The organism is Klebsiella sp. LTGPAF-6F (assembly GCF_001753185.1).
Taxonomy (GTDB): Bacteria; Pseudomonadota; Gammaproteobacteria; order Enterobacterales; family Enterobacteriaceae; genus Klebsiella; species Klebsiella michiganensis.
Genome location: NZ_CP017450.1, coordinates 3028844 through 3043671, shown reverse-complemented (window position 1 = coordinate 3043671; position 14828 = coordinate 3028844). Strand labels below are relative to the sequence as shown.

The 14828-nt window shown below is 58.7% G+C and carries 9 protein-coding genes; 7 read left to right on the top strand and 2 right to left on the bottom strand.

Annotated elements, in window-relative coordinates:
* Positions 1–2: 2 nt before the first annotated feature.
* On the bottom strand, positions 3–3050 hold the full coding sequence (gene fdnG, locus BJF97_RS14260; protein WP_103787595.1) for a formate dehydrogenase-N subunit alpha: 3048 nt from the start codon (positions 3048–3050) through the stop codon (positions 3–5).
* A gap of 226 nt (positions 3051–3276) precedes the next feature.
* Here fdnG and yddG point away from each other — a divergent pair, with 226 nt between their 5' ends.
* On the top strand, positions 3277–4155 hold the full coding sequence (yddG, locus tag BJF97_RS14245; RefSeq protein WP_004850709.1) for an aromatic amino acid DMT transporter YddG: 879 nt from the start codon (positions 3277–3279) through the stop codon (positions 4153–4155).
* 120 nt (positions 4156–4275) lie between these two features.
* On the opposite strand, the gene BJF97_RS14240 is transcribed toward yddG, so the two are convergent.
* Positions 4276–5766 carry an MFS transporter gene (locus BJF97_RS14240; RefSeq protein ID WP_004850706.1) on the bottom strand — a complete coding sequence of 497 codons (1491 nt, stop codon included), beginning with the start codon at positions 5764–5766 and terminating at the stop codon, positions 4276–4278.
* Between the two features lie 118 nt (positions 5767–5884).
* On the opposite strand from BJF97_RS14240, the gene BJF97_RS14235 reads away from it, so the two are divergent.
* The 6 genes from BJF97_RS14235 (at position 5885) to narI (ending at position 14785) form a co-directional block, all read left to right on the top strand.
* The gene (locus BJF97_RS14235) at positions 5885–6460 is read left to right on the top strand and encodes a TetR family transcriptional regulator (RefSeq protein WP_014229277.1); all 576 of its coding nucleotides are present in this window, start codon (positions 5885–5887) and stop codon (positions 6458–6460) included.
* Positions 6461–6649: 189 nt separating this feature from the next.
* A complete protein-coding gene (locus BJF97_RS14230) occupies positions 6650–8038 on the top strand; it encodes a NarK family nitrate/nitrite MFS transporter (protein WP_025108243.1) in 1389 nt (462 codons plus the stop codon).
* Between the two features lie 93 nt (positions 8039–8131).
* Positions 8132–11872 carry a nitrate reductase subunit alpha gene (locus BJF97_RS14225; protein WP_032693481.1) on the top strand — a complete coding sequence of 1247 codons (3741 nt, stop codon included), beginning with the start codon at positions 8132–8134 and terminating at the stop codon, positions 11870–11872.
* The gene (gene narH / locus BJF97_RS14220) at positions 11869–13413 is read left to right on the top strand and encodes a nitrate reductase subunit beta (protein WP_070082929.1); all 1545 of its coding nucleotides are present in this window, start codon (positions 11869–11871) and stop codon (positions 13411–13413) included. The genes BJF97_RS14225 and narH overlap by 4 nt, the downstream gene beginning before the upstream one ends.
* Entirely contained in the window at positions 13413–14108 is a 696-nt protein-coding gene (narW, locus tag BJF97_RS14215; RefSeq protein ID WP_032693480.1) for a nitrate reductase molybdenum cofactor assembly chaperone, read from the top strand. Before narH ends, narW begins: the two co-directional genes overlap by 1 nt.
* Entirely contained in the window at positions 14105–14785 is a 681-nt protein-coding gene (narI, locus tag BJF97_RS14210) for a respiratory nitrate reductase subunit gamma (protein WP_014838419.1), read from the top strand. The genes narW and narI overlap by 4 nt, the downstream gene beginning before the upstream one ends.
* The last annotated feature ends 43 nt before the right edge of the window (positions 14786–14828 follow it).

Genomic DNA, 14828 nt, shown 5'->3' with positions numbered 1-14828 from the left:
CCTTACGCTTTCTCGATGTTGACCAGAAACGCCTTGTACTCCGGCGTTTGCGAGTTGGAATCCCCGACGTTTGGCGTCAGGGTATTGGCGATGTAACCTTTGCGGGCTACCCCTTCAAAACCCCAGTGCAGCGGGATCCCGACGGTTTCAACCTGCTGGCCGTTAACGTTGAGCGTTTGCAGACGACGCGTCACCACCGCTACCGCGCGAATAAAGCCGCGCTTGCTGCTGACCGTCACCCGATCGCCGTTGGCAATCCCCTTCGCTTTCGCCAGACCTTCGCTGATTTCGACAAACTGTTCCGGCTGCGCAATCGCATTGAGCCGCGCATGCTTGGTCCAGGTATGAAAATGCTCGGTCAGGCGATAGGTGGTGCCGACGTACGGGAATTTATCCTTCTTACCTAAACGAAGGGCATCCTCTTCATACAGGCGCACCACCGGGCTGGAGACCACGTTCGGGTGCAGCGGGTTGGTGCCAAGCGGCGTTTCCATCGGCTCGTAGTGTTCCGGGAACGGACCTTCCGCCAGCTTATTCAGGGCAAACAGGCGCCCCAGTCCTTCCGGCTGCATAATAAACGGCCCGGTTTTGCTGCCCGGCGGCGCGGTATTGAAGTCCGGAATATCGTTGCCAACCCACTTGCTGCCGTTCCACTGGATCAGCATCCGCTTCGCATCCCACGGCTTGCCGTTAATATCCGCCGACGCGCGGTTGTACAGCACGCGCCGGTTGAGCGGCCACGCCCATGCCCAGCCGAGCGTGTTGCCAAGGCCTGACGGATCGGCGTTATCGCGGTTGGCCATCTGGTTGCCCTGCTCGGTCCAGCTGCCGGTATAGATCCAGCAGGACGACGCGGTGGTACCGTCATCGCGCAGCAGCGCGAAGCTGTTCAACAGCTGGCCCTTCTTCGCCAGCGGCGCGCCGTTAGCGTCGAAGAGATCCGCCAGCGCGTAGCCGTTGTTCTCTTTCGCGACCTCTTCTGATTCCGGACGATCCGGCTGCTTGTAGTGCCACCCCATCTTCAGCAGCGGCTCGACGCCTTTGCCGCCCTCGCTGCGATACATCTCGCGCAGACGGTGGTAAATGCCGGCCAGAATTTCGCCGTCGTTGCGCGCTTCGCCCGGCGCGTCCTGGCCTTTCCAGTGCCACTGCAGCCAGCGCCCGGAGTTAGCGATGGAACCATCCTCTTCGGCGAAGCAGGTGGACGGCAGGCGGAAGACCTCGGTCTGAATCGCTGCCGGGTCAACATCGTTCGACTCGCCGTGGTTTTGCCAGAAGGTCGAGGTTTCGGTCACCAGCGGGTCGATAACCACCATGTACTTCAGCTTGCTCAGGCTGCGGACCACCTTGTTTTTGTCCGGGAAGGACGCCACCGGATTGAAGCCCTGGCAGATATAGCCCGTGACGTTGCCGTTATCCATCATATTGAAATACTTGATAACGTCATAAGCCTGGTCCCATTTCGGCAGCCAGTGGAAGCCCCAGTCGTTCTCTTTTTGCGCCGCGTCGCCGTAGAACGATTTCATCAGGCTGACGAAGAACTTCGGATAGTTGCTCCAGTAGTTCACCTGTTCGGCCAGCGTCGCCTTCGGCGTATTGGCGGCGAGATAGCTTTGCAGATCCGTCTGCTGTTCCGACGGCAGCGTCAGGTAGCCCGGCAGGCTGGTCGAGAGCAGGCCTAAATCGGTTAGCCCCTGAATATTGGAGTGCCCGCGCAGCGCGTTGACGCCGCCGCCCGCCATCCCCATATTGCCGAGCAGCAGCTGAATCATCGCCATGGTACGGATGTTCTGCGCCCCGACGGTATGCTGCGTCCAGCCCAGCGCGTAAAGGAAGGTGGTGGTCCGGTCCGCCGCGCTGGTTGACGCCAGCACTTCGCACACTTTAAGGAAGTCCGCCTTTGGCGTACCGCAGATATTCTCCACCACCTCCGGCGTATAGCGCGAAACGTGCTGCTTCAGCAGGTTCCAGACGCAGCGCGGATGCTGCAGCGTCTCGTCGCGCATGGCGTAGCCGTTTTCGTCGAACTGATAGTTCCACGACGATTTATCGTACTGACGCTTTTCGGCATCGTAGCCGCTGAACAGGCCATCTTCGAAGGCAAAATCGTCGCGCACCAGCAGGTTAGCGTTGGTGTAGTGTTTAACGTACTCGGCATTGATTTTGTTATTTTCGATCAGGTACAGCAGCACGCCCGACAGGAAGGTAATGTCGGTACCGGAACGGATCGGCGCATAAATATCGGCCACCGACGCCGTGCGCGTAAAGCGCGGGTCGACGACAATCAGCGTCGCATCGTTGTTGTTTTTCGCCTCCATCGCCCAGCGGAATCCCACCGGATGGGCTTCGGCGGCGTTACCGCCCATCACCACCACGACGTTAGCGTTTTTGATATCAACCCAGTGGTTGGTCATCGCACCGCGACCAAATGTTGGAGCAAGACTTGCTACCGTTGGTCCGTGTCAGACGCGCGCCTGGTTGTCTACCGCCAGCATGCCGAGGGAGCGCACAAATTTTTGCGTCAGCATGCCGGTTTCATTACTGGCCGCAGAGGCACATAACATCCCGGTGGACAGCCAGCGGTTAACCGTCACGCCCTGTTCGTTCTTTTCAATAAAATTGGCGTCGCGGTCGGCTTTCATCAGTTTGGCGATGCGGGTAAACGCGTCATCCCAGGAGATGCGCTGCCATGTATCCGAACCCGGCGCGCGGTACTGCGGATAGCGCAGGCGGTTGTCGCTATGAACATAGTCAAGCAGCCCCGCGCCTTTCGGGCACAGCGCGCCGCGGCTCACCGGATGATCCGGGTCGCCTTCAATGTGGTAAATCGCTTCTTTCGCGTTTTTCGCGCCGTCGCCCAGGCTATACATTAATAGCCCGCAGCCCACGGAGCAGTATGTGCAGGTGTTGCGGATCTCTTTGGCGCGCAGCAATTTGTAATTACGCGCCTGAGCCAGGGCCATTTTGGGCGCAAAACCCAATGCAGCGGCTGTTGTTCCGGCCATACCGCCTGCGCAGATTTTAAAAAACTTTCTGCGGCTGACGTCCATTGTTCCCCTCCATGCGGGATGTTTATTCATTGCGGGAGTGGAAATTAACAGCAATAACCCTGTTTTATTTGCGTCAAATCAATGTCCTGAACCCATGACCCCTTAATAGTCAGCCGCCTTAAATTTCGTTACTCCATTAGGATTAAGCGCGGAGGAAAATATCCCCCGAAAGCGAAAAAAAAGTGTTATAAAACCCGACTGCGTTTGAACCAACATCAGGTTAAATATGGAGAAGAAGAGAGCCACGCTCATTGGATTGGCCGCTATCGTCTTGTGGAGCACCATGGTCGGGCTGATTCGTGGCGTAAGCGAAGGGCTTGGTCCGGTGGGCGGCGCGGCGATGATCTACAGCCTGAGCGGCCTTTTGCTGATCTTTACCGTCGGCTTCCCGCAAATACGCCAGATCCCTCGCCCCTATTTACTGGCAGGAAGCCTGCTGTTCGTCAGCTATGAAATTTGCCTGGCGCTGTCGGTCGGATTAGCCGGTAGCCGCCAGCAGGCTATTGAAGTGGGCATGGTTAATTATCTGTGGCCCAGCCTGACGATTTTATTCGCCATTCTGTTTAACGGCCAAAAAAGCAGCTGGTTGGTTATCCCGGGGTTATTTCTCGCTTTATTCGGCGTCACCTGGGTATTAGGCGGTGAGCATGGTCTGAATGTAGATGAAATTACCCGCAACGTGGTTTCCAGCCCGCTGAGCTATATTCTGGCGTTCATCGGCGCGTTTATCTGGGCGGCCTACTGCACGGTCACCGCTAAATACGCGAAGGGCAAAAACGGGATTACCCTTTTTGTTCTGCTTACCGCCCTGACCCTGTGGCTAAAGTTCCTGTTCAGCGAACAGCCGCCCATGGTCTTTAGCTGGCCGGTGATAGCCAAACTGATCGCGCTGTCCGTTGCTCTGGGATTAGGCTACGCGGCGTGGAACGTCGGGATCCTGCACGGCAACGTCAGCCTGCTGGCCGCCGCCTCCTACTTTACGCCGGTGCTCTCCTCGGCGCTGGCGGCGGCACTGCTCAGCGCCGCGCTGTCGTGGTCGTTCTGGCAGGGCGCCGGAATGGTGTGCGCCGGCTCCCTGCTTTGCTGGCAGGCGACCCGGCGCTAAAACGGCGGCGGCCGACGCCTTAACGGCCTACAAGATCCGTGACTGACTTCAGCCCATCCCTGATGGCAATTCCCGGGATGGGCACGTCTTCAATCATCTGGCAGTCGGCTGTCTAAAGGGTTAATTCAGCTCAGGCGCTTTTGCCAGACTACGCCAGATGCCGGCCGCCAGCAGCAGAAGCAGGACGCCAGCCGTCGCCAGCACGATGCTGTGCGAATGAATAAACGCCGCCTTCGCCGCTTCAAGCAGGCTTTGCGCCGGTATGGCGGGCAGCGACTGCGCCAGCTTAATCGCCTCGCTGATGGAGGATGACGCCTGCTCCGCCGCCGCGCCCTCGATTCCACCCGGCAGAACAATTGACGAGGTGTAGCTGCGGGTCAGGATCAGGCCAAACAGGGCAATCCCCAGTCCCGCGCCCAGCTCATAGGCCATGGTTTCGATGGCCCCTGCCGCCGCCGCTTTTTCCTTCGGCGCGGCGGCCATGATCGCCGAGCTGGAGGCCAACAGCGCGCTGGCGACGCTGAAGCCCAGCAGCGTCATCAGTCCCCAGGCCTGCCACTGCTGAGTACTGAAATCGGTCATCGACAGGCCGAGGAAGCTCAGGGCGCTGAGCAGCATTCCGCCGGTGGCGACCTCGCGCAGCCCCAGCCGCGATACCAGCATGCCGGCAATGGGCCCGCTGAAACCGCTCGCCACCATCACCGGCAGCATAAACAGCCCGGCTTCAAAAGGCGTTTTGCTGTGCACAAACTGCAGCTCCTGGGCCATCAGCAGTTCAAAACCCACCAGCGTAATCAGCGCGGTCATCGCCATCATCACGCCGCTTAAAATAATGCGATGGGTAAACAGGCGCATATCGACCATGGGACGCGATGCCGAGAGCTGTTTGCGCACGAACCAGAACAGCATCGCGGCGCCAGATAGTGCCACCAGCCCGGTTAACCACAGCGCCATTTGCCCTTTGAGCGCCGTTTTGGCACTAAAGACCAGCATCAAAATGGCGGCGATCAGGATTAGCGCCTGGAAAAGATTCAGCGGCTGCTCGCGCCGCGCGGGCTGACGCGGCACCACTTTGGCATTAATCGCTATCACCAGCAGGACGATCGGCACGTTGATCAGGAAAACCGATCCCCAGTAAAAATGCTCCAGCAGCATGCCGCCAACCAGCGGACCGAACGCCGCGCCGCCGGAACCGACCGCTGCCCACAGACCAAGCGCCATATTACGCTGGTGCGCCTGCGAAAAGGTGCTGCGGATCCCGGCCAGGGTCGCAGGCACGATCATTGCCGCCCCCACCGCCAGCAGCGCGCGGGAGGCAATCAGCGTCTCTGCCGTGGGCGAAAACGCCGCCGCCAGCGACGCGGTGCCAAAAATACCGCTGCCGAGCAGCAGCAGCCGTTTAAAGCCGATTTTATCGCCCAATGCGCCCATAGGCAGCACCATACCGGCCATTACCAGCGAATAAATATCAATAATCCACAGCAGCTCGTTACCGCTGGTCCCCAGCGCTACGCTGAGCGTTGGCGCAGCCACGTGGAGAACAGTGGCGTCAATCGCCACCGGAATATAAACCAACAAAATCGCCATCAGCGTCAACCATTGCCGAGACATACTACTTTCCCTCAACGTTAAAACTGGACAAGCGTCCAGAAAACGGATCCTGCCGGATTGTTGAACGAGTGTCCAACTTTTTGTTACTATCGCCAAAAAAACCGGGGTCACTAACGTTATGGGCTACTTAAATCGCGATGCGCGTCGGGAAGTTATTGTGCTGGCAGCCATGCGCGTAGCGCTTCGGGGCGGGTTTAGCGCTATGACCGTCCGCCAGATTGCCGCCGAAGCCGGCGTCTCCGCCGGTCAGCTGCACCATCATTTCACCTCCGCGGGCGAGCTAAAAGCCCATGCCTTCATACGGTTGATCCGCGAAATGATGGATATGCCGCTGGTCGCCGACGACGCCACGTGGCGTGAACGCCTGTTTTCTATGGTGGGCAGCGACGACGGCAGGCTTGAGCCATACATTCGCCTGTGGCGCGAAGCGCAGCTGCTGGCCGATAGCGACAGCGATATCAAAGGGGCCTATCTGCTCACCATGAACATGTGGCATGAAGAGACCCTGAAGATCATCCGCCAGGGAACCGCTGCCGGTGAGTTTAAGCCAGGGGACGATATGGAAAGCATTGCCTGGCGGCTCATTGCTCTCGTCTGCGGCCTCGACGGTATTTATGCGCTGGGAATGCAGGAAATAGATGACGCCGCCTTCAATCGGCATATCAATTATTCTATCTCGATGGAACTTTTTTAATTTTAAGTTACATTTAGTAACAAATAATCCTGAGCTAATATTCGCGCGTCCTCTTTCGGCGCGCTTTTCTTATCTATTCTTCATTTATTACAACAGATACATCCCCATCCCTGATTTTATTTCTTTTATTAATTTGCTGTTTTACCAGTTTATTCTTTTTTGACGGGTTACTGTTCATTCGAGGGCAATATGCTGAGCAAAAATGAGAAAAAGAATCATTATCTTTTAAAAGAGTGGAAACCAGAAAATGCGGCGTTTTGGGAGAATAAGGGAAAGCAAATAGCGCGCAGAAATCTTTGCATTTCCGTAGGTTGTTTGCTACTCGCCTTTTGCGTCTGGATGCTATTCAGCGCCGTCGCCGTCAATCTCAATAAAGTCGGATTTAATTTCACCACCGATCAGCTCTTTTTATTAACCGCTCTGCCCTCGCTTTCCGGCGCAATATTACGCGTCCCCTACTCCTTTATGGTACCTATATTTGGCGGGCGCTACTGGACGGTATTAAGCACGATTATTCTGGTGGTGCCCTGTATCTGGCTGGGTATCGCCATTCAAAACCCCGCTACTCCATTCTGGGTATTTATCACCATTGCCCTGCTGTGCGGTTTTGCCGGTGCGAACTTTGCTTCCAGCATGGGAAATATCAGTTTTTTCTTTCCCAAAGCGAAACAGGGCAGCGCGCTGGGTATCAACGGCGGCCTCGGCAATCTCGGCGTCAGCGTGATGCAGATGATCGCGCCGGCGGCGATTTTTCTGCCCATCTTCGCTTTTCTTGGCATCCATGGCGTGCCTCAGGAGGATGGCTCTCTTCTCGCGCTGAGCAACGCCGCCCTCGTCTGGGTTCCGCTGCTGGTGATAGCCACCTTCGCCGCCTGGGTAGGAATGAACGACATCGCCAGCTCAAAGGCTTCGATTCGCGAGCAACTGCCGGTGCTGAAACGCCCGCATATGTGGCTGCTGAGCCTGCTCTATCTGGCCACCTTTGGCTCGTTTATCGGCTTCTCCGCCGGTTTCGCCATGCTGGCGAAAACGCAGTTCCCTGATGTTAACATCCTTAAGCTGGCCTTCTTCGGGCCGTTTATCGGCGCGCTGGCGCGTTCTTTCGGCGGGATTATATCCGACCGTCTCGGCGGCGTACGGGTCACGCTGGTGAACTTTGTGCTGATGGCGCTGTTCACCGGCCTGCTGTTTCTCACCCTCCCCGGCAGCGGCTCAGGCAGTTTTCTCGCCTTTTACGTGGTGTTTATGGGGCTGTTCCTGACCGCCGGTCTCGGCAGCGGTTCCACCTTCCAGATGATCGCCGTGATCTTTCGCCAAATCACCCTCGACAGCGTGAAGAAACGCGGCGGCAGCGACGAACAGGCCCAGCACGAAGCGGTGACCGACACCGCGGCGGCGCTCGGCTTTATCTCCGCCATCGGCGCGATTGGTGGCTTCTTTATCCCTAAAGCCTTCGGTACCTCGCTGGCGATGACCGGCTCCCCGGTCGGGGCGATGAAGGTCTTCCTGGTTTTCTACGTGGTTTGCGTGCTGGTGACCTGGCTGGTCTACGGCCGTCGTAAACCGGCAAAACAATAACGGCATATTCATCGGGTGGCGGCTGACGCCCTATCCGGCCTGGGGATCGTACGGTCTTTTCAGGCCGGACATTATCGGAGCAGGAGGAAGGTCATGAGTAAACTACTGGATCGCTTTCGCTACTTTAAGCAGAAAGGCGAGAGCTTTGCCAACGGCCACGGTCAGGTGTACAACACCAACCGCGACTGGGAAGACAGCTACCGTCAGCGCTGGCAGTTCGACAAAATCGTCCGCTCAACGCACGGCGTGAACTGCACAGGCTCCTGCAGCTGGAAAATTTACGTCAAAAACGGGCTGGTCACCTGGGAAACTCAGCAAACGGACTACCCCCGCACCCGCCCGGACCTGCCCAACCACGAACCCCGCGGCTGCCCGCGCGGCGCAAGCTACTCCTGGTACCTCTACAGCGCTAACCGCCTGAAGTATCCGCTGGCGCGCAAGCGGCTGATTGCCCTATGGCGCGAAGCGCTGGCTCAGCACCCGGACCCGGTGCAGGCGTGGGACAGCATCATGCAGGACCCGGTCAAAACCCTCAGCTACAAGCAGGTACGCGGCAAAGGCGGATTTATCCGTTCAAGCTGGAAGGAGCTGAACCAGCTGATTGCCGCCGCCAACGTCTGGACCATCAAAAACTACGGCCCGGACCGCGTGGCGGGCTTTTCGCCGATCCCGGCGATGTCGATGGTCTCTTACGCCGCCGGCACCCGGTATCTGTCGCTGCTCGGCGGCACCTGCCTGAGCTTCTACGACTGGTACTGCGACCTTCCCCCCGCCTCGCCAATGACCTGGGGCGAGCAGACCGACGTTCCCGAGTCCGCCGACTGGTACAACTCCAGCTATATTATCGCCTGGGGCTCCAATGTCCCGCAGACCCGAACCCCGGACGCCCACTTCTTTACGGAAGTGCGCTACAAGGGCACCAAAACCATCGCGATTACCCCGGACTTTTCGGAGGTAGCCAAGCTCAGCGACCAGTGGCTGGCGCCGAAACAGGGTACCGACAGCGCGCTGGCCATGGCGATGGGCCACGTGATCCTCAAAACGTTTCACCTTGATAACCCGAGCGATTATTTCCTCAACTACTGCCGCACCTACACCGATATGCCGATGCTGGTGATGCTTGAGCGTCGCGAGGAGGGTTTCTACGTTCCCGGCAGGATGGTCCGCGCCGCCGATCTGGTTGACGATTTGGGCGAAAGCAATAACCCGGAGTGGAAAACCGTCGCCTATAACAGCGCTGGTGAACTGGTGGCGCCCAACGGTTCGATTGGCTTCCGGTGGGGAGAGAAAGGCAAATGGAACCTTGAACAGCAGGCCGCCGGGCAAGCCATTGAACTCAAACTATCGCTGCTGGATAGCCGTGACGACGCGGTGACGGTGGGCTTTCCCTACTTCGGCGGCAACGAAAACCCGCACTTTCGCAGCATCAAGCAGGATCCGGTGACGCTGCATCAGCTGCCGGTTAAGCAGCTCCCGCTGGCCAACGGTGAATCCGGCCTGGTGGTTAGCGTCTACGATCTGATTCTCGCCAACTACGGACTCGATCGCGGTTTAGACGATCCCAACGCCGCGCAGGACTTCAGTGAGATGAAAGCCTATACCCCGGCGTGGGCCGAACAGATTACCGGCGTCCCGCGCCAGCACATCGAGCAGATCGCCCGTGAATTTGCCGATACCGCGCATAAAACCCACGGACGGTCGATGATTATCCTCGGCGCCGGCGTCAACCACTGGTACCACATGGATATGAACTACCGGGGGATGATCAATATGCTGGTGTTCTGCGGCTGCGTCGGCCAGAGCGGCGGCGGCTGGTCGCACTATGTCGGCCAGGAGAAGCTGCGTCCGCAAACCGGCTGGCTGCCGCTGGCGTTCGCCCTTGACTGGAATCGTCCGCCGCGCCAGATGAACAGCACCTCCTTTTTTTACAATCACGCCAGCCAGTGGCGCTATGAAAAGCTGACCGCCCGGGAGCTGCTGTCGCCGCTGGCCGATGCCAGCCAATTCAGCGGCCATCTGATCGACTTTAACGTTCGCGCCGAGCGCATGGGCTGGCTGCCCTCCGCGCCGCAGCTGGGCGTCAACCCGCTGACCATCAAAGCGCAGGCCGCCGCGGCCGGACTGACTCCCGCCGACTACACCGCCCGGGCGCTGAAGTCCGGCGAGATCCGCTTCGCCTGCGAACAGCCGGATAACGGCAAAAATCATCCGCGTAATCTGTTTATCTGGCGCTCCAACCTGCTGGGCTCTTCCGGCAAGGGCCACGAGTATATGCTCAAATATCTGCTGGGCACCGACAGCGGTATTCAGGGCGATGAGCTGGGCGCCAGCGATGACGTGAAGCCCGAAGAGGTGGAGTGGCAGACCGCGGCCATCGAAGGCAAGCTCGACCTGCTGGTGACGCTCGATTTCCGCATGTCCAGTACCTGCCTGTTCTCCGATATCGTTCTGCCGACCGCCACCTGGTATGAAAAAGATGATATGAACACCTCGGATATGCATCCGTTTATCCACCCGCTCTCCGCCGCCGTTGACCCGGCTTGGGAGGCGAAAAGCGACTGGGAAATTTACAAAGATATCGCCAAAACCTTCTCCGAGGTCTGCGTCGGCCACCTCGATAAAGAGACCGACGTTGTGCTGGTGCCGCTGCAGCACGACTCCCCGGCGGAGCTGTCGCAGCCCTTCGACGTGCTGGACTGGCGGAAAGGAGAATGCGAGCTGACGCCGGGTAAAACCGCGCCGTCGATTGCCGTCGTTGAGCGCGATTATCCGGCGACGTATGAGCGCTTTACCTCCCTCGGGCCGCTGCTCGACAAACTGGGCAACGGCGGTAAAGGCATCACCTGGAACACCCAGAACGAGGTCGACTTCCTCGGCAAGCTTAACTACGTCAAGCTGGACGGCCCGGCCAAAGGTCGCCCGCGCATCGACAGCGCCATTGACGCCTCGGAAGTGATCCTCGCCCTCGCCCCGGAAACCAACGGCCAGGTGGCGGTCAAAGCCTGGCAAGCGCTCGGCGAGTTTACCGGCCGCGAGCATACGCACCTGGCGCTGAATAAAGAGGATGAAAAAATTCGCTTCCGCGATATTCAGGCCCAGCCGCGCAAAATTATCTCCAGCCCGACCTGGTCCGGCCTCGAGAGCGAGCATGTTTCCTACAACGCCGGCTATACCAACGTCCACGAGCTGATCCCCTGGCGCACCCTCTCCGGCCGCCAGCAGCTATATCAGGATCACCCCTGGATGCGCGCCTTTGGCGAAAGCCTGGTGGTTTATCGTCCGCCCATTGACACCCGCAGCGTCAGCCAGATGAAAGCGATTCCGCCTAACGGCTTCCCGGAAAAAGCACTCAACTTTCTGACGCCGCACCAGAAATGGGGCATCCACTCCACCTACAGCGAAAACCTGCTGATGCTGACCCTGTCGCGCGGCGGGCCGATCGTGTGGATCAGCGAAACCGACGCTCGCGAGCTGGGTATTGAAGATAACGACTGGATCGAGGCCTTCAACGCCAACGGCGCGCTCACCGCCCGCGCGGTGGTCAGCCAGCGCGTACCGCCGGGGATGACCATGATGTACCACGCGCAGGAGCGCCTGATGAATATTCCGGGCTCGGAAGTCACCGGACGGCGCGGCGGGATCCATAACTCGGTCACCCGCGTGTGCCCGAAACCGACCCATATGATTGGCGGCTACGCCCAGCTGGCTTACGGTTTCAACTACTACGGCACCGTCGGCTCCAACCGCGACGAGTTCATCATGATCCGCAAAATGAAAAATATTGACTGGCTGGATGACGAAGGTCGCGATGGGGTACAGGAGGCGAAAAAATGAAAATACGTTCACAGGTCGGTATGGTTCTCAATCTCGATAAATGCATCGGCTGCCACACCTGCTCCGTCACCTGTAAAAACGTCTGGACCGGACGCGAAGGGATGGAATACGCCTGGTTTAACAACGTCGAAACCAAACCGGGCATTGGCTATCCGAAAAACTGGGAAGATCAGGAGGTGTGGGAAGGCGGCTGGGTGCGCGATGTTAATGGCAAAATACGCCCGCGTCTGGGCGGCAAAATGGGCGTCATCACCAAAATTTTCGCCAATCCGGTGATACCGCAGATCGACGACTACTATGAACCCTTTACCTATGATTACCAGCATCTGCACAACGCGCCGGAGGGAAAACACCTGCCCACCGCCCGTCCGCGTTCGCTTATCGACGGCAAGCGGATGGATAAAATCATCTGGGGCCCCAACTGGGAAGAGCTGCTCGGCGGCGAGTTTGAAAAGCGCGCCCGCGACCGAAACTTCGACAAGATTCAGAAGGAGATGTACGGCCAGTTTGAAAATACCTTCATGATGTATCTGCCGCGCCTGTGCGAGCACTGCCTGAACCCGAGCTGCGTCGCCACCTGCCCCAGCGGCGCCATCTACAAGCGTGAAGAAGACGGCATCGTGCTGATCGACCAGGACAAATGCCGCGGCTGGCGTCTGTGCATCAGCGGCTGCCCGTACAAGAAAATCTACTTCAACTGGAAAAGCGGCAAATCGGAGAAGTGCATCTTCTGCTACCCGCGTATCGAGTCCGGACAGCCCACCGTCTGTTCAGAAACCTGCGTGGGACGTATCCGCTACCTCGGCGTGCTGTTGTACGACGCAGACCGCATTGAAGAGGCCGCCAGCACCGAGCGCGAAACCGACCTCTACGAGCGGCAGTGCGAGGTGTTCCTCAACCCCCACGACCCGGCGGTGATTGAAGAAGCGCTGAAACAGGGGATTCCACAAAACGTGATTGATGCCGCCCAGCGCTCGCCGGTGTACAAAATGGCGATGGACTGGAAGCTGGCGCTGCCGCTGCATCCGGAATACCGCACCCTGCCAATGGTCTGGTACGTGCCGCCGCTGTCGCCGATTCAGTCCTACGCCGACGCCGGCGGTCTGCCGAAAAGCGACGGCGTGCTTCCGGCCATCGAAAGCCTGCGCATTCCGGTGCAGTATCTCGCCAATATGCTCAGCGCGGGCGATACCGGCCCGGTACTGCGCGCGCTGAAGCGCATGATGGCGATGCGTCACTACATGCGCTCGCAAACGGTGGAAGGCGTCACCGATACTCGCGCCATCGAGGAGGTGGGCCTGAGCGTTGAGCAGGTCGAGGAGATGTACCGTTATCTGGCGATCGCCAACTACGAGGACCGCTTCGTGATCCCGACCAGCCACCGCGAAATGGCGCGCGACGCCTTCCCCGAGCGCAACGGCTGCGGCTTTACCTTCGGCGACGGCTGCCACGGCTCCGACACCAAATTCAACCTGTTCAACAGTAGCCGCATTGACGCCATCAACATCACCGAAGTACGCGATAAAGCGGAGGGGGAATAATGCAAATCCTCAAAGCGATCGGTCTGCTGATGGAGTACCCGGATGAGTTTCTTTGGCAGTGCAAGGACGAGGTGCTGAGCATGGTGCGTCACGACGCCCCTGTGCTCAACGACTTCGCCGCGGAGATGCTGAATGCCCCGCTGCTGGACAAGCAGGCCGAATGGTGCGAAGTGTTCGACCGGGGCCGCGCTACGTCGCTGCTGCTGTTTGAACACGTGCACGCCGAGTCTCGCGACCGCGGTCAGGCAATGGTCGACCTGCTCGCTCAGTATGAAAAGGCGGGCCTGGTGCTCAACTGTCGCGAACTTCCCGACCACCTGCCGCTGTATCTGGAATACCTCAGCATCCTGCCGGAAAACGACGCGCGCGAAGGTCTGCACAACGTCGCGCCGATTCTGGCGCTGCTGGGCGGGCGGCTGAAGCAGCGCGGTGTCCCCTGGTATCAGCTGTTTGACGCCCTGCTCAGCCTCGGCGGGATCCCGCTATCAAGTGACAGTGTCACGCAGCAGGTCAACAACGAGCCCCGCGATGACACCCGGCAGGCGCTGGATGCGGTCTGGGAAGAAGAACAGGTGAAATTTATCGAAGACAACGCCACGGCCTGTGACAGCTCACCGTTACAGCAATATCAACGACGCTTTAGCCAGGACGTGGCGCCGCAGTACGTCGACGTCAGCGCGGGAGGCCCGAAATGATACAGTATCTGAACGTCTTTTTTTACGACATCTACCCCTACATCTGCGCGACGGTCTTTTTTCTCGGCAGCTGGCTGCGCTATGACTACGGCCAGTACACCTGGCGCGCCTCCTCCAGCCAGATGCTGGATAAACGCGGGATGGTGATCTGGTCGAATCTGTTCCATATCGGCATACTCGGCATTTTCTTTGGCCATCTGTTCGGCATGTTAACGCCGCACTGGATGTATGCCTGGTTTTTACCCATTGCGGTCAAGCAGCAGATGGCGATGGTGCTCGGCGGCGTCTGCGGCGTCCTGACGCTGATTGGCGGCGCCGGTTTGCTCTGGCGTCGTTTGACCAACCAGCGCGTTCGCGCCACCTCGACCGCGCCGGATATCATCATCATGAGCATTCTGCTGATTCAGTGCCTGCTCGGGCTGAGCACCATCCCTTTCTCGGCGCAGTATCCGGACGGCAGTGAAATGATGAAGCTGGTGGGCTGGGCGCAGGGCATCGTCACCTTCCGCGGCGGCTCGTCAGAAATGCTCAGCGGCGTGGCCTTTGTTTTCCGCGTGCATCTGGTGCTGGGGATGACGATTTTCCTGCTGTTCCCGTTCACCCGGCTGGTTCACGTCTGGAGCGCGCCGTTTGAATATTTCACCCGCCGCTACCAGGTGGTACGTTCAAGACGCTGAGCAAAATCCGCAATCATCCCGGGTCGCGGCAAAAACGCCTAAC